General features: G+C 65.6%; 15 protein-coding genes and 1 pseudogene. 11 read left to right on the forward strand and 5 right to left on the reverse strand.

Going from position 1 to position 20,680, the window contains the following annotated elements:
- Positions 1-44 precede the first annotated feature (44 nt).
- The 9 genes from FMM06_RS15850 (at position 45) to recF (ending at position 8,168) form a co-directional block, all read left to right on the forward strand.
- Positions 45-746 carry a CoA transferase subunit A gene (locus tag FMM06_RS15850; RefSeq protein ID WP_144335287.1) on the forward strand — a complete coding sequence of 234 codons (702 nt, stop codon included), beginning with the start codon at positions 45-47 and terminating at the stop codon, positions 744-746.
- Positions 746-1,384 carry a CoA transferase subunit B gene (locus FMM06_RS15855; protein WP_144335288.1) on the forward strand — a complete coding sequence of 213 codons (639 nt, stop codon included), beginning with the start codon at positions 746-748 and terminating at the stop codon, positions 1,382-1,384. Before FMM06_RS15850 ends, FMM06_RS15855 begins: the two co-directional genes overlap by 1 nt.
- Entirely contained in the window at positions 1,381-2,139 is a 759-nt protein-coding gene (locus FMM06_RS15860) for a DUF72 domain-containing protein (RefSeq protein ID WP_144335289.1), read from the forward strand. Before FMM06_RS15855 ends, FMM06_RS15860 begins: the two co-directional genes overlap by 4 nt.
- 46 nt (positions 2,140-2,185) lie before the next feature.
- Positions 2,186-3,271, forward strand: coding sequence for a lysozyme inhibitor LprI family protein (locus FMM06_RS15865; RefSeq protein ID WP_144335290.1), 1,086 nt, complete (start codon positions 2,186-2,188; stop codon positions 3,269-3,271).
- 85 nt (positions 3,272-3,356) lie between these two features.
- Positions 3,357-4,469 carry a DNA polymerase III subunit beta gene (gene dnaN, locus FMM06_RS15870; protein ID WP_144335291.1) on the forward strand — a complete coding sequence of 371 codons (1,113 nt, stop codon included), beginning with the start codon at positions 3,357-3,359 and terminating at the stop codon, positions 4,467-4,469.
- The gene (locus tag FMM06_RS15875) at positions 4,469-5,155 is read left to right on the forward strand and encodes a hypothetical protein (protein ID WP_144335292.1); all 687 of its coding nucleotides are present in this window, start codon (positions 4,469-4,471) and stop codon (positions 5,153-5,155) included. The genes dnaN and FMM06_RS15875 overlap by 1 nt, the downstream gene beginning before the upstream one ends.
- A complete protein-coding gene (locus tag FMM06_RS15880) occupies positions 5,152-5,481 on the forward strand; it encodes an MmcQ/YjbR family DNA-binding protein (protein ID WP_144335293.1) in 330 nt (109 codons plus the stop codon). The genes FMM06_RS15875 and FMM06_RS15880 overlap by 4 nt, the downstream gene beginning before the upstream one ends.
- Positions 5,482-5,535: 54 nt before the next feature.
- The gene (locus FMM06_RS15885; RefSeq protein WP_144335294.1) at positions 5,536-7,122 is read left to right on the forward strand and encodes a cryptochrome/photolyase family protein; all 1,587 of its coding nucleotides are present in this window, start codon (positions 5,536-5,538) and stop codon (positions 7,120-7,122) included.
- The gene (recF, locus tag FMM06_RS15890; protein ID WP_144335295.1) at positions 7,065-8,168 is read left to right on the forward strand and encodes a DNA replication/repair protein RecF; all 1,104 of its coding nucleotides are present in this window, start codon (positions 7,065-7,067) and stop codon (positions 8,166-8,168) included. Before FMM06_RS15885 ends, recF begins: the two co-directional genes overlap by 58 nt.
- On the opposite strand, the gene FMM06_RS15895 is transcribed toward recF, so the two are convergent.
- Complete coding sequence (locus FMM06_RS15895) at positions 8,165-8,857, reverse strand: DUF899 family protein (RefSeq protein WP_407925202.1); 693 nt, start codon at positions 8,855-8,857, stop codon at positions 8,165-8,167. The two genes, recF and FMM06_RS15895, sit on opposite strands and share 4 nt — an antisense overlap.
- A 147-nt stretch (positions 8,858-9,004) precedes the next feature.
- Between FMM06_RS15895 and gyrB the strand changes: the two genes are divergently transcribed.
- The gene (gene gyrB / locus FMM06_RS15900; protein ID WP_144335297.1) at positions 9,005-11,434 is read left to right on the forward strand and encodes a DNA topoisomerase (ATP-hydrolyzing) subunit B; all 2,430 of its coding nucleotides are present in this window, start codon (positions 9,005-9,007) and stop codon (positions 11,432-11,434) included.
- 673 nt (positions 11,435-12,107) lie between these two features.
- Here gyrB and FMM06_RS15905 read toward each other — a convergent pair.
- Entirely contained in the window at positions 12,108-13,571 is a 1,464-nt protein-coding gene (locus FMM06_RS15905) for a DUF6538 domain-containing protein (RefSeq protein WP_144335298.1), read from the reverse strand.
- A 264-nt stretch (positions 13,572-13,835) separates the two neighbouring features.
- On the opposite strand from FMM06_RS15905, the pseudogene FMM06_RS15910 reads away from it, so the two are divergent.
- Positions 13,836-14,309: pseudogene (locus FMM06_RS15910) on the forward strand (Hsp70 family protein); the annotation flags it as partial.
- 243 nt (positions 14,310-14,552) lie between these two features.
- Here FMM06_RS15910 and FMM06_RS15915 read toward each other — a convergent pair.
- The 3 genes from FMM06_RS15915 to FMM06_RS15925 are packed head-to-tail and all read right to left on the reverse strand — an operon-like array spanning position 14,553 to position 20,577.
- The gene (locus FMM06_RS15915; protein WP_144335299.1) at positions 14,553-17,561 is read right to left on the reverse strand and encodes a helicase; all 3,009 of its coding nucleotides are present in this window, start codon (positions 17,559-17,561) and stop codon (positions 14,553-14,555) included.
- Positions 17,558-19,366, reverse strand: coding sequence for a phospholipase D family protein (locus FMM06_RS15920; protein ID WP_144335300.1), 1,809 nt, complete (start codon positions 19,364-19,366; stop codon positions 17,558-17,560). The genes FMM06_RS15915 and FMM06_RS15920 overlap by 4 nt, the downstream gene beginning before the upstream one ends.
- Entirely contained in the window at positions 19,363-20,577 is a 1,215-nt protein-coding gene (locus FMM06_RS15925) for a DUF6361 family protein (protein ID WP_207790300.1), read from the reverse strand. Before FMM06_RS15925 ends, FMM06_RS15920 begins: the two co-directional genes overlap by 4 nt.
- Positions 20,578-20,680: the final 103 nt, after the last annotated feature.

Genomic DNA, 20,680 nt, shown 5'->3' on the forward strand with positions numbered 1-20,680 from the left:
TTGTGGGATGACAGGCGGGCGGGCGCAAGCTAGGTCGTCCCGCCATGGCCAGACTCTATCCCGACGCCGCCGCCGCCCTCGACGGCCTGTTGTTCGACGGCATGACGATCGCTGCCGGAGGCTTCGGCCTGTGCGGCATCCCGGAGAAGCTGATCGCGGGCATCGCCGCCTCGGGGGTCAAGGACCTGACCATCGTTTCGAACAACGCCGGGGTCGACGGTTTCGGGCTGGGCGTGCTGCTGCACAGCCGCCAGGTCCGCAAGATGATCTCGAGCTACGTCGGCGAGAACAAGGAGTTCGAGCGCCAGTATCTCAGCGGCGAGCTCGAGCTCGAATTCGCGCCGCAGGGCACGCTCGCCGAACGGCTGCGCGCCGGCGGGGCGGGCATTCCGGGCTTCTACACCAAGACCGGCGTTGGCACGCTGATCGCGGAAGGGAAAGAGCACAAGGACTTCGACGGCGAGACGTACATCCTGGAGCGCGGCATCGTCGCCGACCTGGCGATCGTCCACGCCTGGCGCGCCGACCCCTACGGCAACCTCGTCTATCGAAAGACCGCGCGTAACTTCAACCCGAACGCCGCGACCGCGGGGCGCGTGACGGTCGCCGAGGTCGAGGAGATGGTGCAGCCCGGCACGCTCGATCCCGACGCCATCCACACGCCGGGCGTCTATATCCAGCGCATGATCGTGGCGGCGGACAACGAGAAGCGCATCGAAAATCGTACCGTGCGGGAGCGTATCTGATGGCCTGGACCCGCGACCAGATGGCGGCACGCGCCGCGCAGGAGCTGCACGACGGCTTCTACGTCAACCTCGGCATCGGCATGCCGACGCTGGTGGCGAACCATGTTGCCGAGGGAATCGACATCACGCTGCAGAGCGAGAACGGCATGCTCGGCATGGGGCCCTTCCCCTACGCGGGCGAGGAAGACCCCGACCTGATCAACGCCGGCAAGCAGACGATCACCGAACTGCGCCGCACCAGCTATTTCAGCTCGGCCGACAGTTTTGCGATGATCCGCGGCGGCCACATGGACCTATCGATCCTCGGCGCCATGGAGGTCGCGCAGAACGGCGACATCGCCAACTGGATGGTGCCCGGCAAGCTGGTCAAGGGCATGGGCGGCGCGATGGACCTGGTCGCGGGCGCACGCCGCATCGTCGTGCTGATGGAGCATGTCGACAAGGCGGGCGGCGCCAAGTTCAAGGCGGCGTGCAGCCTGCCGCTGACCGGCGCCGGTGTCGTCGACGTCATCATCACCGACCTCGCCGTCTTCGAACGCGCCGACCGCAAGGGCGCTCCCTTCCGCCTGATCGAGACCGCACCGGGGGTCAGCGCCGACGAAGTGCGGGCGAAGACCGAAGCCGCGTACGAGGCATGATCCGCGTCGGGGTCGGCGGGTGGACGTACGAGCCGTGGCGCGGGACCTTCTACCCGCAAGGGCTGCGGCAGGCGGACGAGCTGAAGCATGCCAGCCGGGCGCTGACCGCGATCGAGATCAACGGCACCTTCTACGGCTCGCAGAAGCCCGAGAGCTATCAGAAGTGGCACGACGAGACCCCCGACGGGTTCAGGTTCAGCCTCAAGGGGCCGCGCTTCGCGGTCAATCGGCGGGTGCTGGGCGAGGCGGGCGAGTCGATCGCGCGCTTCTTCACCACTGGCATGGACCGGCTCGGCGACAAGCTCGGGCCGATCCTGTGGCAGTTTGCGGCGACCAAGCAGTTCGACCGCGACGACATGGCGGCGTTCATCGCGCTGCTGCCCGAGAAACTCGGCGAGCGGCGGCTGCAGCATGCCCTCGAGGTGCGCCACGAAAGCTTCCGCGATCCCGCCTTCCTGGCGCTGGCGCGCGGCGCCAATTGCGCGGCGGTGTTCGCGCACGCCGACAAATATCCGACGCCGCTCGACGCGACCGACGCGCCGACCGCCGACTTCGCCTATGCCCGGCTGCAGAATTGCGCCGAGGAGGAGGCGACCGGCTACCCGCCCGCGGCGCTCGACGGCTGGGCGGCGCAGGCGCGCGACTGGGCGGCGGATGGCGCGCGCGACGTCTATGTCTTCTTCATCTCGGGTGCCAAGGTTCGCGCGCCGGCGGCGGCGCAGGCGTTGATCGCGCGCCTCGCCGCGCAAAGCTGACGATCCGTTAACGAAACTGTCGCCGAAGCCCGACGTTTCCAGCGGTGTGAGCAACTCAAATTCCGAAGACGGCCGCCGCGACGACGATCGCGTCGTCGGCAACCCGCAAGCGCCGCTTCCCGAACCCTGGTTCATCCGCGAGGCGCGGGAGCGCAGTGCGGCGCGTCCGGTCGAACGGGTGGTCCCCGCCCCGGTGATGCCGCAAGCAGCGGCGGTCGAGGCTATTCCAGCCGCGCCCCCCGCCGACCGCCGGTGGCGGACCGCTTCGCTTATCGCCCTGGGTATCCTCGCCGCGATCTTCATCGGCCTGGCGTTGATCCCCAAGCAGGGCGGCGCGCCACCCGTCGCCGACCTGCCCGAAGATGGCAGCGCCGCCTCCGTGCCGCCGGTGCCGCTCGACTGTGCAAGTCCTGCATCGATCGCCAGACTCCGCGATGTCCTGGTCGGCCAGGCGCGCAGCGCCGGCGGGAGTGGCGCGATGCTCGACAACAGCGCCGCGGCCCTCTCGGTCAGCGTCGCGGCAGCATCCGACAGCGGGCGCGGCGACGGCCGGACGCTGGTCTGCCGCGGCCTGCTCAGCCTGCCGGCGATCGGCGGTGCCGCACCCCTCGCCGCGAGTATCGAGTACCGGATCCGCCCCGCGGCGGGCGGCGCGGTGGACGTGTCCGCGGTCAGCGGCGCGGCGCCGATCGTCATGGCGCTCGTGGAGGCCGGGGCGGATCAGGTGACGACGGTCGAACCCGATGGCGCAGCGGTTATCGAAGCCGAGCCGATGCCGGACGTTCCGGCGCCCTCGCAGCCCGCCGCACCCTTCATCCCCCGCGCCGCGCCGCCGCCCGCTCCCCCCGTATCCGTTCCGAACGAGCCGGAGGTCGCCGGCCCCAGCTTCGATTGCGGCCGCGTCACCTCGCGCGTGCTCGAGGCGGTCTGCTCGAGCCCGCGCCTCGCGGCGCTCGACGTCGAGATGTCCGAGCTGTTCTTCGCGCTCCGCGACGGGGCGGACCGCAACCTGCGCGACGAGCTCGACGCCGGCCGCGACGACTTCATCGCCCAGCGCCAGTCGTGCCGCGACAACCGCTGCATCGCGCGTGTCTACCGCGACCGGATCGAGGAGCTCGAAACCTATCGCTGATGACGCGCGCGGGGTAACTTACCGCTACCGCCGCGCGCGTGCGCCGCTATAGTCGCCGCCACAACTGGGGGCATCGAGGACAAGAATGAAGGCGACTGTCGAACGCGCGACGCTGCTCCGGTGCCTCGGCCACGTCCAGTCGGTGGTCGAGCGTCGCAACACTATACCGATCCTGTCGAATGTGCTGATCGAGGCCGATGGTGACGGCCTGCGCCTGATGGCGACCGACCTCGACCTGCAGGTCGTCGAGACCATCGCCGCGACCGTCGCCAGCCCCGGCGCGACCACCGTCTCGGCACACACGCTGTTCGATATCGCGCGCAAGCTGCCCGAGGGCGCGCAGGTCGAGCTGGCGGTCGCCAACGAGAAAATGACCGTCGTCGCCGGCCGCGCGCGCTTCAGCCTCGCGACGCTCAAGCGCGACGATTTCCCGGTGATCGCCGAGACCGATCTCCCGACCGCCTTCACCTTGCCGGCCGCGACGCTGCGCCAGCTGATCGACGGCACGCGCTTTGCGATCTCGACCGAGGAGACGCGCTATTATCTGAACGGCATCTTCCTGCACGTCGTCGACGGGACAGAGCCCAAGCTGCGCGCCGTCGCGACCGACGGCCACCGCCTCGCGCGCATCGAGTTCGACCGGCCCGAGGGCGCGGGCGGCATGCCCGACATCATCGTGCCACGGAAGTGCGTCGCGGAAATCCGCAAGCTGCTCGACGAGGCCGACGGCGACGTCGCCGTGTCGCTGTCGGCATCGAAGATCCGCTTCAAGCTCGGCACCGCGACGCTGACCTCTAAGCTGATCGACGGCACCTTCCCAGACTACAGCCGCGTCATCCCGACCGCCAACGACAAGCTGCTCAAGATCGACGTGAAGAGCCTGTCCGAAGGCGTCGACCGCGTCGCCGCGATCGCCACGACGGAGAAGACCCGCGCGGTCAAGATCGCGCTGGGCCGCGACAAGGTCACGCTGTCGGTCACCAGCCCTGAGAACGGCACCGCGGCCGAGGAAGTCCCCGCCGACTACACGTCGCCGGAGTTCGAGGTCGGCTTCAACTACCGCTACCTGCTCGACATCCTCGCCCAGGTCGGCAGCGACCAGGTCGACATCCACCTCGCCGACGCCGCCGCCCCGACGCTGATCCGCACCGGCGATGCGTCGAATGCGCTGTACGTACTGATGCCGATGCGGGTGTGATGCGCGCGGCCCTCGTCGCGCTGCTGATCGCCACGTCCGCGTTGGCGGCGCCCAAGCCGTCGAAGATCGCCATCACGCCTGCCAGTGCCGACGCTGCCGTGCTGGTTCGCGCGCCGCGCCTCCCGGTCACCTACACGCTCGGCATCTCCCGCTTCGATCCTGTGGCGCAGAACCTGCTGACCGGCACGTTCAGCGGCGGCTGGGTCAACATGGTGATCGACGGCGGCGCACCGGGACAAAGCTATGTCCTGCGCAAGCTCAAGCCCGGCACCTACGTGGTTCGCGACGTGTCGCAGCAGGAGTATTGGGCGGTTTGCTTCGGCGACGCGACCCGGCAGTTCAGTGTCGGGCCGGGCCAGCTGCTGTTTCTCGGCGACTTCGACGGTGCGACGCCGATCGCCGAACTCCATGCCAATGTCCGCGCCAACCCCGGCCATGGCAGTGCCAAGCAGGACACGATCCACCACTACCTCGACAAGGTCACGCCGCCGCGCCTGGCCGAACCCGATGCGGTGGCGCTCGCCGAGGCGGCCGCGTGGCTCAAGGCTGAGAGCCCCGGCACCACCGTCACGCCCGTGGCGGCAACGCTGACGCCCACGAAATTCGGAACCGGCGTCACCCTGTTCGGTCAACGGGCGTGCGGCGGCTATTTCAAGAAGAAGGTCGCGGAGGCACCTGCTCAATGACCTTCGACGATCTCACCCCGGCCGCGCTCGCCCTGCCCGGCGTGACGCTCGGCACGAGCTACGGCACCCCCGCGCTTAAGGTAGCGGGCAAGCTGATCTGCCGCCTGCGCGAGGACGGCGACTTGGCGCTCAAGGTCGAGGACGGCTTGCGCGAGGCGCTGCTCGAGACGCAGGCGGACGTCTTCCACACCACGCCGCACTACGACGGCTATCCGATGCTGCTCGTGCGGCTGGACGTTGCCGACGCCGAACAGGTGGCGGGGCTGGTCGAGCGCGCGTGGGGCACGCTGGCGTCGGCGAAGCTGCGGAAGCAGCGCCAGGCCTGAGCCGCGACATCGCGGGTGCTGCCGTCGCGCGAGGCGACGCGTTACCCCGGCGTCATGATCCTCATCCCCGTTCTCGGCGACCAGCTCAGTCCGTCGCTCGCCAGCCTGCGCGGCGGGCCGGACGGCGCGGTCGTGCTGATGGTCGAGGTGTTCGACGAGGCGACCTACGTTCGGCACCACAAGAAGAAGATCGCGCTGCTCTTCTCCGCCATGCGGCATTTCGCGGATGAGCTGCGCGCCGCCGGGTGGACGGTCGACTACGTGACGCTCGACGCGGCGGGCAACACCGGCAGCTTCACCGGCGAGGTCGGGCGGGCGATGGCGCGCCATGCCATTGACGGGGTCCGCATCGTCGAGGCGGGCGAGTGGCGCGTCGCCGACATGATCGACGGGTGGAGCGCGCAGTTCGGCGTGCCGGTCGAGGTGCTGCCCGACGACCGCTTTCTCTGCAGCCGTGCCGACTTCGTTGAATGGGCGTCCGCCCGCAAGCGCCTCATCATGGAGGACTTCTACCGCGAGATGCGCAAGCGCACCGGGCTGCTGATGAGCGTCGGCAAGCCCGTCGGCAACCGCTGGAACTTCGATCCCGAGAACCGCAAGACCCCGCCGCGCGGGCTCAACACGCCCGGCGTCGCGACCTTCGAACCCGATGCCGTGACCGACGACGTGCTGGCGCTCGTCGCGGCGCGCTTCGGGGGGCATTTCGGCGACCTGACGCCGTTCCGCTTCGCCGTGACGCGGGCACAGGCGCTGGTAGCACTCGATCATTTCATCGAGCACGCCCTGCCGCGCTTCGGCGACTATCAGGACGCGATGGTCGCGGGGCAGGATCACCTGTGGCACGCCGCGCTGTCGCCCTACATCAACTGCGGGCTGCTGCTGGCGCGCGAGGTCGTCGATGCGGCGGTCGCGGCGTACGACCGGGGCGCTGCGCCGATCAACTCGGTCGAGGGCTTCGTCCGCCAGATCATCGGGTGGCGCGAATATATCCGCGGCATCTACTGGATCGAGGGGCGCGACTACACCGCCTCCAACGCGCTGAAGGCGACGCGCGACCTGCCCGCCTTCTACTGGACCGGCGAGACCGACATGCGCTGCATGGCCGAGGCGATCGGGTCGACGAAGCGCGAGGCGTACGCGCACCACATCCACCGCCTGATGATCACCGGCAATTTCGCGATGCTGGCGGGCATCGACCCGCACCAGGTCCATGTCTGGTACCTGATCGTCTACGCCGACGCATACGAATGGGTCGAGGCGCCCAACGTCATCGGCATGAGCCAGTTCGCCGATGGCGGCCGGCTGGGGTCGAAGCCCTATGCCGGCGGCGGCGCGTACATCAACCGCATGTCTGATTACTGCGGCAAGTGCCGCTACGACGTGAAGCAGAAGACCGGCCCCGACGCCTGCCCGTTCAACGCACTCTACTGGGATTTCCTGGCGCGCCACCGCGAGGCGCTGAAGGACAACAGCCGCCTGTGGCGCATGTACGACGGCTGGGACCGCCTCGGCTCCGAGCGCCAGAAGGCGACGCGGGAGAGCGCGGCGGCGTTCCTCGCTACCCTGCCGGGCAAGGCGCCCGAATGGACGGACGGCACCGCGCCGCCTACCAGCGGGACGTGCCCCACGTCGCCCGCCTGACGCTGACCGATTTCCGCTCGTACGCGACCGCCGACGTGGTCGCCGAGCCGGGGCTGATCACCGTCACCGGCGACAACGGGCAGGGCAAGACCAATCTTCTCGAGGCGGTGTCGCTGCTATCGCCGGGGCGCGGCCTGCGCGGCGTCGCGCTGTCCGAGATGGCGCGCGAGGGCGGCGCGGGGGGCTTTGCGGTCGCTGCGGCGGTGGAGGCCGAGGGCGGCGCGATCGAGGTCGGCACGGGCACCGCCGCCGCGACCCCCGAACGCCGCGTGCTGCGCATCAACGGGGCGGCGGCGCCGATGACGCGCCTCGGCGAGTGGCTGTCGGTGCTGTGGCTGACCCCGGCGATGGACCGGCTGTTCGCCGAACCGGCATCGGCGCGGCGGCGCTTTCTCGACCGGCTGGTGCTGGCGCTGGTGCCCGGCCATGCGCGCGAAACGGTGCGCTACGACGCCGCGATGCGCGCGCGGACGCGGCTGCTGACCGGCGATGCGCCCGATCCGGCGTGGCTTAGCGCGCTCGAGCTCGCAATGGCCGAGCATGGCGAGGCGATCGCCCGCGCGCGGGCCGAGACGGTCGCGGCGCTGGGCGACATCCTCGCCGCGACCCCGGCGGGGCCGTTCGCGCAGCCGCTGCTCGCGCTGGCGGGGAACGACGCCGCGGACCTTGGCACGTTGCTGGCACGCAGCCGCGCCGCCGACGCCGCCGCGGGCCGCGCGTTGACCGGGCCGCACCGCGCTGATCTGGTCGTCCGGCACGCCGCCAAGGCCGAACCCGCGTCGCGCGGCTCGACGGGCGAGCAGAAGGCGCTGCTGATCGCCATCATCCTCGCGCACGCCCGCCTCGTCGCGGCGCGTACCGGCCGCGCGCCCATCCTCCTCCTCGACGAGATCGCCGCCCACCTCGACGCCGCGCGCCGGGCGGCGCTGTTCGAGCGGCTGGCGGAAACGGGGTCGCAGGTCTGGATGACGGGGACCGACGCGGCGCTGTTCGCGAGCGCGGGCGGTCGGCGGTTGCGCGTCGAGTCCGGTGTGGTGACCGGCTAGTATTCGAGTTTCGGGTACCATCCGTCGGGCCGACCGCCCGGTGTCAGGTCGAGGACGGTCCATAGCGGGGCGAAGTCCGGACCGCCGCGCGGATCATGGCCGGGATCGGCCATCTCGCCGGTCATCTCGCCTTTCCAGAACAGGCGGGCCGCGCCGTCGACGCGCTTGAACACTGCGAGGACCGGCCACTCCGAGCCATCGGTATCGAGCCCGCCGAAGTCGCGCGGATAATCGTCGCCGACGGCCTGCACGAACCTGAGGGCCTGCCAGCCCCGCTCGCGTGCGAAGGCGGCCTGGCGCTCGACCGGGGAGCGGCCGATGACGACCAGCGCGACTTGCTGCGTCAGATCGCGGGCGTTGGCATCGAGCGGACCCAGCAGGTTGGTGCACATCGGGCACGGCCGCTCGCGCTGCGGCCCGTACATCCAGAAATAGGTGACGAGCGTGTCGTGGTCGCCGAACAGGTCGATCAGCCCGACCTCGTCGCCATTGCCGTCGCGGAAGCGGTAATCGGTATCGATCGCCGGGCCATCGGGCAGCGTGCGCCGCAATTCGGAAACCCGGTCGATCTGCCGCTGCAGCGCGATTTCCTCGGCGAGCAGGCTCTGCCGGACGCGGGCATAGTCGGCGCTTTCGCCCGGGAAGTGTTTGCGTAGTTTGGCAAGTTCGGTCGCAGCAGTCGCTTCCACGAGCATGTCCTCCCTTTGCCTCGATAACGCTCGGCTCCAGGAAAAGTCGATTGCACCTGATACGGCGCTGCACTGAATCCTCGCGTACACGGGCGCGAACCCCTATATGACACTATCGAAACAGCGCCCCCGCGCGAGGACCCCGCATTGACCGACGAACCCCAAGACCCCACCGGTGATTCCGAGCGCGCCGACTATGGCGCCGATGCCATTCAGGTGCTGCGCGGGCTCGATGCCGTGCGCAAGCGGCCGGGCATGTATATCGGCGATACCGACGACGGGTCGGGCCTCCACCACATGGTGTTCGAAGTCAGCGACAACGCCATCGACGAGGCGCTCGCGGGCTATTGCGACCGGATCGACATCCGTCTGAACCCCGATGGCAGCGTCACCGTCGCCGACAACGGGCGCGGCATTCCGACCGGCATCCATTCGGAGGAGGGCGTTTCGGCGGCCGAGCTGGTGATGACGCAGCTCCACGCCGGCGGAAAGTTCAACAACAGCGACGACAATGCCTACAAGGTGTCGGGCGGCCTGCACGGCGTCGGCGTGTCGGTGGTCAACGCGTTGAGCGACTGGCTCGACCTGCGCATCTGGCGCGAGGGGCACGAGCATTACATGCGCTTCCACACCGGCGTGCCGCAGGCGCCGCTCGCCGTCGTCGGGCCGCAGGGCGAGCGGCGCGGCACTGAGGTGACCTTCCTGCCGAGCCCGGCGACCTTCAAGATCGTCGACTTCGATTTCGCGAAGCTCGAGCATCGCTTCCGCGAGCTGGCGTTCCTCAATTCGGGCGTCCGCCTGTTCCTGACCGACGCGCGCCACGCCGAGCAGAAGGTCGTCGAGCTCTATTACGAGGGCGGCATCGCGGCGTTCGTGAAGTATCTCGACCAGTCGAAGACCGCGCTGATCGCAGCCCCGGTCGCGATCACCGGGCAGCGCGACGACATCGGCATCGAGGTCGCGCTCGAGTGGAACGACAGCTATTACGAGCAGGTCCTCTGCTTCACCAACAACATCCCGCAGCGCGACGGCGGCACGCACTTGGCCGCCTTCCGCGCGGCGCTGACACGCACCCTCAACAGCTATGCCGACAAGTCGGGCGTGCTGAAAAAGGAGAAGGTGACGCCGACCGGCGACGACATGCGCGAAGGCCTGACCGCGATCATCTCGGTCAAGCTGCCCGACCCGAAATTCTCGTCGCAGACCAAAGACAAGCTGGTTTCGTCGGAGGTGCGCCAGCCGCTCGAAAGCCTGATCGCCGACAAGCTGGCGGAGTGGCTCGAAGAGAACCCCAGCCAAGCCAAGACGATCATGGCCAAGATCATCGACGCTGCCGCTGCCCGCGAGGCGGCGAAAAAGGCGCGCGACCTGACGCGGCGCAAGGGCGGCCTCGACATCTCGTCGCTGCCCGGCAAGCTGGCCGACTGCCAGGAGCGCGACCCGGCGCTCTCGGAGATCTTCCTGGTCGAGGGTGACTCGGCGGGCGGCTCGGCGAAGCAGGGGCGCAACCGCGCCTTTCAGGCGATCCTGCCGCTGCGCGGCAAGATCCTGAACGTCGAGCGCGCGCGCTTCGACCGGATGCTGGGATCGAAGGAGATCGGCACGATGATCCAAGCGCTCGGCGCCGGGATCGGCCGCGACGAGTTCAAGATCGAGAAGCTGCGCTACCACAAGATCGTCATCATGACCGACGCCGACGTCGACGGCGCGCATATCCGCACGCTGCTGCTGACCTTCTTCTACCGGCAGATGCCCGAGCTGATCAAAGGCGGCTTCCTCTATATCGCTCAGCCGCCGCTGTATAAAGTCTCGCGCGGCCGGTCGGAGGTGTATCTGAAGGGCGACGCGCAGCTCGACGATTATCTCGTCGACACCGGCATCGCGGGCATGGAGCTGCAGTCGGCGAGCGAGCTGCGCACCGGCAACGACCTGCGTGCGCTCGTCGATCATGCGCGGCGGATGAAGACGCTGACCAGCCACATCCCGACTCGCTACGACGCGCGGCTGGTCGAAGCATTGGCGCTGACCGGCGCGCTCGACCCGGCGATCGGCGACGATCGTGAGAAGCTGGTCGCGGCGGGTGCGAAGGCGGCGGCGTGGCTCGAGCACGGCGAGCACGTCAAGGGCTGGGTCGTCGAGCCCGCGGCGGAGGGGGGTTATCACCTCAGCCGCGCCGACCGCGGCGTCACCGACCATTTCATCGTCGACCGCGCGCTGCTGCAGTCGGCGGAGGCGCGCAAGCTGCACGCCCTCGCGCTCGAAGTCGGCGATGCCTATGCGGCGCCGTCGAAGCTGGGCGACATCACCGTCCGCCGCCCGTCGGAGCTGCTGAACGCGGTGCTCGACGCCGGGCGCAAGGGGCTGAGCGTCGCGCGCTACAAGGGGCTGGGCGAGATGAACGCCGAGCAGCTGTGGGAGACGACGCTCGACCCCGCGGCGCGCACGCTGCTGCGCGTCACGGCGGACGAGGCCGACCTCGCGGACGAGATCTTCACCAAGCTGATGGGAGACATCGTCGAACCGCGCCGCGCCTTCATCCAGGACAATGCCCTGTCGGTGGCGAACCTCGACGTCTGAGGTGGATCTGACTTAAAGGACTTCATTGCCCTTTTAAGGGACTTGGCTGTTTCTTTCAGCGCCTACGTTGTTCGAGTCTCGTGCGGAACAGGTGCGCCCTTCGCCAGCAGAACCGAAGGACGGGCGTTTGGTCGGGATTGCGCGAAATTTGAACGCAATCGGCGCGGTTTTCTTGTCAGGCGCCGCGTATTGCCAACTACCGATAGTAGGACCACGTCTAGGGGGCGGCCTGGCGCATAGGTCGCGTTCGGACCGGAAAGCGATCGCCAACTCAGTGGCTCGTCGGCATTCACACCGAGCTCTACAGAAGCGGGCAGATCGCCAGACCGATCGACTGATGGCTCTGTGCGACCGATTGGCCCTTCGATCGATCCGTCGACTGGGGATCGTCGTAAGTCTTGCGCAAATTGAGCAACTACGGCGAAGCCTAGGCCATCCGGACCTCCCTGATGGCTTCACAAAAATAGGCGAGAAGAACTGTACTTTCTTCTACGTGGTGAAGCTTGCTGGCCGTGAGATCGTCATCTCTTACGACACCAAGAACGGTTCGATTTCGGACTTTTTCGATTTAACCGAATTCGAGGGTTTGGGCTTCATGCGGTCATAAAGTTTGGCGTGCGTCTTCGCGACGAGCCGGGCCGGGCCGGGGCCACGCTAAGTTCCTGATTGCCAGCTATATGGATATCGCGCTGCGATCACGATTGATGGTCGGCAGTTCCACGCCTGGATAAGATATCAGTGCTACGATTTCTGCCTTACGCGTTAACGTGATGCCATCTGGATTGTAAACCCGGTACGTGAAGCCTCGCTCATGGCCAAGCACCTGAGCCCATTCGTTTTCAGCGACGCCCGCACGTTCCATGATCCTGGTGACATTCTTCCGGAATGAATGAAATGCCTTTGAGCGGGCGCGAAAACCGCGACTGGCTTTGAAGCGGGAAAACTCTCGTCCCGCGTCAGCGCCTGCCTTTTTGCCAGGTCCCTCGGGATTGAACGTCGGCCAGATCCGAGCTTCCGGATCACGACAGGCTCGGTCCGTGAGCCAAGACAGCGCCGGGTGGACCGGCACTTGGCGATTGCCTGCGGGAGTTTTGGCGTCACGGATCTCAAAATAGGTGACGCCTTCTGCTTGTCGCATCTGGCCCCAGGTGAGCGACGCAATTTCATCCAGCCTCAACCCGGAATGCATGCCGACCAGAGTTATTTCGAGGAGGTCCGAGCGTCGCGGGGGAGGGACAAGCAAGTTGTTCAGTTCATCGTGTTCCCACGCTCTGTAGGGCGACATGTTGACACCGGCGCGAAGCCTTGTGTGGAAGTCCACGAACGGGTTGCTGCCTTCGCAATGACCGCGCTTCTGAGCCCAATCCCAAAGCGCTTTGAGCGTGGCCATATGCCGGTTCATTGTCGCATCAGACAGGCCGCGCTCGCGGTTGCCATGGACGACGAGCAGAGCGTCCCAGCTCATAGACTGGGAAGACTTTGGCCGGACCCAATGTGGATCGAATAGACGGATCGTGTCGTAAAACCTCGCTGCATCGGTGCTGCCGATGGCGCGTATCGGCTCGTTCGCCCAGAAGCCCTGGAACAGCCGATACGTTGCCCGTTTTTGATTTTCGGTATTCGTCGCCTTCCGACCTGCTTTTGCTTTCCACTGTCGCATGAAGCTTTCTGCGACGTCGGCAAAGTCGGGATCCGATCGGCACGATTGAGCCGTGCGCCCGTGACGATCGGACCTGTCCTTCTGGCTGGAGCGACGCCCTTGACCGGCTGACTTTGCTGATGTCGAGCATTGGGCAGCTAGGGGCTGGTCGAACAAGGCGGCCCCCCCGTCGACGGGTCTAGCTTGTGCGGGGTCGACCGCGCCCGCATGGCGGCTTAGTTGCGCCAATCCGTCCGCAAGTAGCGCAGCCTCATAGATCTCGCGGAGCGGTTCAGCGATGCTCGTTTCGCCACGAAGCCGCGCTGCGAACTCGGACTTGAGCATCGCTCTTATGATCGCTGCGCGCTCATTCGCTACGTTGCGATTGGCAGTCTCCAGCTTCTTCTCGACGACAGCCAGGCCACCGTATGCCTGCCTTAGCGCAGCGGGGACTGTCTTACGAAGAGAGAACCTGCCATCTCGGCGAAGCACGATCATTTCACGATTTTGCCCCGGGGTAGCGGACCACGTGCGGGAGCTATGGCCCTATTCAACATCAGCTAGATGTTGTGATATTTCAATCGGTGCCGATCGCTAACGGGTCTGCAAGGCTGCAGTCACGAAGTCGCCTCCCATGCGAAGGCCAACCGGGTCGACAGTGTGGCCAACCTCCGGCGAGACGTGCGCCGTCACCGTGATGCCGAGATGCTCCAAATCTCGCTTGGCGGCATGCAAAGCGGCGACTGGTACCACCGGATCTGCCGAACCATGTACGAGCAGCACCTTGCCCGGCTGCAGCGCGACGCGCTCGACCCGGACGCGATCAAGCGTATGATCGCGCTGATCGAAGCCGAGCAGGGCCTTCCCCTCTATGACGCCGTTGGCCGGCTCAAGCGCGAACTCTCCGTCGACGATCGGGCTGTATTCCACTTCGAAGGAGGTGGCGTGACGATCGCCGCAGAGGTGCGGCGCGACGAGTTCGAGGGCTGGATTGCCACCGATCTGCAGCGGATCGAGACGACGATGATCAACGCCCTCGCCGCCGCACGCATGCAGCCGAACGCGGTCGACCGAGTGTTCCTGACCGGCGGCTCCTCGCTCATCCCCGCGATCAGGGGGATGTTCGACCGCCATTTCGGCGAGGAGCGCATTGCGACAGGCGGCGAGTTTACATCGATTGCGCACGGGCTTGCCCAGATCGGAAGCGAGCCCGATCCGGTAATTTGGACTGCGTGAGTTCGTTGTGGCTGACCGGTCGTCAGACAGGATCCACAAGTAGATGTTCCCGGCGCCTTTCGCCTTCCCAACTTCCGACGTTCAATCAAAGGTGTGAGATCAACCTGGAGCGCGGCTATGGTGAGAATTGGGATGCATCCGGCGTTCCCGATCTGAATGCTAAGCGCCAGCTCACTCCGAGACCGGCCATTCTCAGGTCGAAAGGCTGAATGTGCCAAATAGTCTTTTTCAAATACGGGAGGGCTAGGCGGTTTTCCGATGAGCGAAGGCTGATAGGTTTAGTGTCAAACCCTGCAATATTCGCATCGCCTCCGGATCGTCGTCAGTGAGAAGCTCGACCAAATCTTCTTGGTCAGGTTGGCCAAGCGCCACGCGGTAGAGAAGCCGTTGGGTCTTCAACTTCGCAAACCGATCGATGTCGCGGCTCTGTGGCAGGGCGAACAGGTGGCGTTTGAGCTCCGCGCCGGGCAGCGTCCACCAAGGCGTCAGGCCGGTCTCGTCATTCTTGAACGCCGTATTGGCGCTGGCCGCGACAGAGTCCCAGGGAGAGGTCCGATTGCGGCGGGCCTCGGTCAACCCATCCTTGCCCAGCTTTTCGGCGAGAGGGCGACGGACAGCGAGCCCGCCAAAGCGCTGCACGCGCCCCTCGCGCTGCTCGAGATCTACGGGACTTGAACACAGGTCCCAGTGACCGAGGCGGTCGCACCAGCTATGGAAATCGAGACCTTCCTGACCAACCGAGGTTGTCGCGAGGACATAGGGCCAGAAGGGCGTATTGAATGCACTCCTGATCTCCTCCGAGCGCGCGGGAGCCTGGTTGTCGTCGTTCTGCTCTTTCCTGAGAGACTCGCTTTCGGTTCCGCCGAACGGTACGGCCGCATGACATCGGATCCGGATTTTCTCCTTCTGCGCCTGCCCCTGAAAGCCAAACGTGCCGACGTTCGCTGATAGCGCCCCGGACAGATCGTCAACCAGACCGATCGAGCCCACCTTGGATTTGCGCAGCCAGAAATGCTCGTCGAGGACAGCCTCGAGACACCCTTCGACGCAGGCGCGCTGATACTTGGCCGTGGCGTCATCCCCTGGTAACACCGACCAGAACACAGGACGATCAAGATAGGTGCGCAACTTCGTCCAGCAGAGCCGCGCCAGCTTGCGGTAATGCTGGTTCTTATAGTCAAACAGCTCCGGCAAGTGACGATACAGCGCGCGGCCCACGACGACGCCCGGCGCGCCGAGCGCCATGTCTACGAGAGCGTCGAGCTCCCATTTGCTGATCCAGCTAATCGGCTCCGCCTCTTGGCGTAGCTTGAGAAGAGACTGGAGCGCAGCGTCCTTGGGCGCCACCCATGCCCAAGCTTTCTGAATAGCGGCAAACTCGCGCGCGTGCGGTTGCTTCTGTGCGGCCTCGATAGCTGCCAGAACCGCCCACGCCGGCTTGCGACGACGATTGTCGCGCTTGTTCAGCGCTTCGCCCGCAATCGAGGCAGGGAGCGCTCGAATGATCTGTTGTCTTGCGCGCGCGCGGACATGCCTGATCGAAGCGCCATCGCGAACATCGAGCGGGTCAACAACGCGGATCAGGAACGGGCTCGGGTGAAAGAGCGCCAAGGTCGGTCCTTGGTTGGGCTTGGGATTGAGGTGGCGTTTCTTCCATGCATTCGCGTAGGGAAGGCTGCTCTTACCCACGAACTTGCGCTCGACCTCTAGGCTGACCAGTGCGGCGACGCTTTGTGGTGTCGCCCTGAACCGGCTGAAGATCAGCATCTTCTGAGGCTGCTCCACCTTTGCCCAAGGACCTACAGGATCCCACCAAGGCAGCGATGGAAGGATCCAAGGCAATGCGAGCGCATCGGTCGGTACAATATCGCTGAGCGCACGAAGTTTGGCGCTCCCCCAGGCATCCTTCGGGGGCTTGGTCCAGGTTGTGACGCCGAGGCGCGGGACATTGCGCGTCGCCGGGAACTGCACACCGCGCGTGATCTGATAGCGGTCACCCAGCGCCTGAGCCGGTAGGGGAACAGACAGCCAATAGGCGATCGTCGCGGTCTTCAGATTCCTGGGCACTTCGGCGGTGAAGTGCCGATAGACATCCAAATCGTGTGGTTCGATCCGAACGGGCTTGGGCGGCGGTTCATTTCCTTCCCGAGATGCCGGTCGTTCGGTCCGAGACATGAGCGGCGTTAGCAGCGCCTCAAGTCGATGCTTGATCGTCTCGGCCTCGCCGATCGCCGCCTGACGGCTCTCGACCGGCAAACGCCCAATCACGTGAAGCAGATTCCCAAACCGACGGAATTGTACCTCAGCCTCTGCGCGCACCTCGGCACCACCAAGAAATGCGATGAGATTGAACAGTTCGACGTGGGGCGCAGCGCCCGAACCGGTCTCCCACCGCTCTGCGTAAAATCGATACGGAGTGGCGGAAAGCAACAGGATAGGCGGCGGCGTCGCATCGTCCTTGCCTTCGAGCAACTGGCGCGCAAGCGGATTGTCGTCGCCCGAATCGAGCAGCTCTCGGTAGCATTGAAACTCATCGAGAATTACGAGATCGGGTGTCGCGGAATCGAGCGCTGCCTGCGCCAGCGCCTTGCGCATCATGCCGACGATGTGGCCGTCCGAAAATGTCGTGTCCCTGACCGCCCGCGAGATTGTCTCGCGCGCAGGCTTGCCAAATTCAGCCCTTAGTGCCCGGCCATAGGCGGTCTTGAAAGCGACCGATGCGTGTTCGAACTTCCGCTGGGCTTCGGTGAGCGCCCAGCCCCAACCTGTACTGGCACCGTGCTCGATGAAGCCATCTGGAAACGTGTCGGTCAGACCGGGATAAATTTCGTCGAGCAGCAGCTTGATAAAGGCGCGCTCGACCGCTTTACCGCCGTAGAGGCGCTTCTTGCTGGAGAAAGACGTGTGCGGCGTGAACGCGTAAAGCCGTAAACTGCTGCTACGCTTCTCTTCGAAAGGGATGAGGCCCACGCGATCGATCTTGGAGAGCGCCGCGTCGGCGGCATCATCGTCCAGGAAACGAAGCAGCTCGAACTTGTTCTGGTCAGCAACCTTCTGACCGCTCGAGATGTAATAGACCGTGAACTTGCGGGCTTTGCGGGAGAGCGCCGCGAGCGTGTCGCGGGCGACAACGGTCTTGCCGAGACCGACCTCGTCCGCAACTAGGAACCGGCGACGCCGATTTCCGCCGGCAAGGGCTTCTGAGGCTGCTGCGACCGTGGCCTGCTGGAAAGGCTTGGACGGGGCGCTCATGCGAAGAGCTGCGTGCGGGCGATCGCCCAGATTTGGGCGAGTTCGTTCAGATCCTTCTTCTCGGAAGCGCTAAGGTTTCCGTCATGGGCGAGCAACGCTTCGACATAGGGTCTGAAATGCTTGTCGACCCTCTTAAATGCCTTTTCGTCGCGCGCCCATGCGGTGAGTATGTCTTCGAGCGTCAAACGGCCATAGCCCAACGCCTCGCGCCCCTTGGCCGCGCCTCCCAGGTCTTCGTCCCAGGCGACGTCGCCGACCGGGACTGTCTCGCCGCCGAGCATCGCACGCATCCATTCGTGGAAGGCACGCAGGCCCATATGGCTGGCGAGCGCGGCAAGGTCGCGCTTCTCATCGAGTGGCGGATCGACTTCGACACGCTGCATCCATCGCACTGAGTTTTGTGTGGAGGACACACGGACCTGAATGAACGCGGATTGGACGGACAGTGGGATCGTCCCGAGATCGAGCCGAACGCCGTCCTTGGGCCATGCGAGAAGATCGCCATTGGCGTGACCCGCAGCCAGATGGTGGCTCTCTTCAGCTAATAACGGCAGCGATCTCGCATCCAGAACGAAGCGATCACCGTCACGATGCAGGATCGGATCCCAACAGGCCATGAGCGCTTTGCGCGAATCCTCAAGCGCATCGGCTTCGCTGGTGTCGGCGGACTTAACTAGCGCGAGCTCTCCGATCGTGACCGGGGTGGCCTTACCGATCAGGAAGGCGAGGCCGGGATTGAAGGCCTCTTCGGCCTCGAGCTCGACCATGACTTCGGAATTCCGACCCGACCAGGCGCGATCGGTCGCGTTAGCGCTGCCAACCCGGACTATCGTGGTGTCACCCTGATGAAAGGCGAAGAGCTTGGCATGGAGCGCGAGTGGCTGCGGTTCGGCTTCGTCGTCCTCAGAAGGCGAGGTCCGGGGCGCTTCCGGAGCTTTCTCCTCGGTAGCATCATCTGGCGCCGCGTAAGCGAGTAAATTCGAAAAGGCTGCGAGCGGCGCCCCCGACCGGTTCGCCATGTCGATCAGCGCTGGCATCGACGACACCAGGGTTCGTGCACCCTCCGGACCCCAGCGCCCAGCCTCTTTCAGAAAGTCCGATGAGAGGAAGGGGCTGACGATCGTGAGACCGTCGATCGCGCCGGCCGGTGGCTCAACGGCGAGACCAACGCCCTCATAGAGCCCATCCAGGAGCGCGCGCATCCGGAAGCCCTCGGGCGCCTTCCACCAGACCGCGTCCAGTTCTTCGCTGATCGCCGACGCATCCGGCCGCCCGGCGACCTTGGCAAGGCCGGCGCCAAGATTCCCAACCCCTTCGAGCCGCGCCCTGCCTTTGCCGCGCTTTGGATGTCCGTCGAGAAGTATGCCCACTTCGAGATTTTGGGAGCGAGTAAGGTTCCGGCTACCGATCCACAGTCTCCAGCGCAACGGGCCCTTCGGGCTGCCGTAGGCCACCAATGCGATCTTGGGATGCCAGCTGCGTACCCGCTCGTCATGCGCTTGTTCGATCACGAATTGGTCGAGGATTCCCGCGATGCGCGGTAGCGTAACTGGCCGCGCAATCCTTCCGCGCTGAATGATTATTCGCACGTGGTCTCGGAGCTGATCGACGGCTTCCGCGAAATCGATCGCGGTGCCGCTGCCCTGCTCGTTGTTGCGACCGATCAACGCCAGCAGCATCGCTGCGATGGCCGACAGGTCTACGGAATAGGTCGCGAACAATGCCAGCCGGACGGTCTCACCGCGCTCGGGGCGAAGCTCGTCGAGATAGGGTTGCCCGGGCCATGCAGGCGGTCGCTCTTTCACGCGACGTCCTCCAAATCTCGAAGCAAGCGTTTCACGTTATCCCAACGGTAGTGGAGGGGCTGCGCATAGCCGTGCTTGTCGCCCTGCCACTCCATGCGTCGATCGACGCCGAACTGATTGTTCGCGAGACGGGCCCGGTCGCCTTTCCGGCTATACTCAGCCCGTTCATAGACGCCGAGCAAGGGCGCGGGATTTTTTTTCTTCGAGCGGACCCAGGCAATGGTCTCGCGAAGCACCGCCTCGACTGCCGTGGGCAGGTGACCGACATCCTCGAGGAAGCGAGCAAAGTCTAGGGCGGCGGCCTGCACCCCCCATTTATCCACGACGTCTACCAAATCTTTGCGGTGCAGATTCTCCTGAGGCCGCTTGTCACGTTCTTCCTTCACCGATTCGACCAAAGCTGCATAGACGGCCCGGCCGATTGCCGAGAGCGCTGCCGCCTGCCCCGCACGCCTGAGACGTGCCGCTTCCTTGCCAGCTAAGCCGAGAATCTCGTCGTCCCAACTACGCTCGGCCTCTTTCAAAGGGCGGCCGACGAGCTTAGCCAACAACGAGGGTTCGCTCGGGTCGGTTGGAGATCGGACCGCGCGAAGCTTTCGTGCCAAGAATGCTCGCTCATCAGAACTGAGTTCGAGCGTCATCTTGCCGTTGCTTTCCCAATCTAGCGGAGCATCGATCAGGCCCGTGATCGGCCACGCGATCGTCTCGAGGGGCTTGCCGTCATCATCATGCAGGGCTCGTTTGCTTCCGCCCGCGAGCAGCCTCGCCATATCGGGACGGCTCCATTGGCGTCCGTCGGGCCGCGCTGCAATTAGTCCCCATTTTGCGAGCGCCGTCCAATAAACATAAGCCGGCGGCTGGCTGATGGCGCGCGGATAGACTTCGCCGCCGATCACGCCGTCTGGCTCGCCCTCACCGTCCTTGTACTGAAGGCGGCCGGTCAGCCGATGCTCAAGATCGATGAATGCCTGAGCGAAGTCCTTTGGGGCGGGACGCTTCGCTCGCAGGCTCTGATAGAGCCATGGAATGAGGAGGGTGTAGCGTAGCCGGGTGTGCAAGACCGACGTGCCCGGGAAGAGATGGTCCGCGTAGCGCTGGTGGACGATCAGGAAGCCGACCTCGTCACGGACGCCGGCGTTGGCGCCGAACATCATCCGCTCTGCTTGCCCGAGCGCCGTTCGCGACAGGAACGTAAATCCAAAAGACGACAAGCGACGGCTCCCCCAGAACGCAGCGGATCGGAAAGTTGTTTGACGCCAGTCAGGACGACAGGCTTCCTACTTATAGTGTGGCCTGCACGCGGCGGCGCGATCA

Origin of the sequence: Glacieibacterium frigidum (assembly GCF_007097155.1) — a bacterium.
Classification (GTDB): domain Bacteria; phylum Pseudomonadota; class Alphaproteobacteria; order Sphingomonadales; family Sphingomonadaceae; genus Glacieibacterium; species Glacieibacterium frigidum.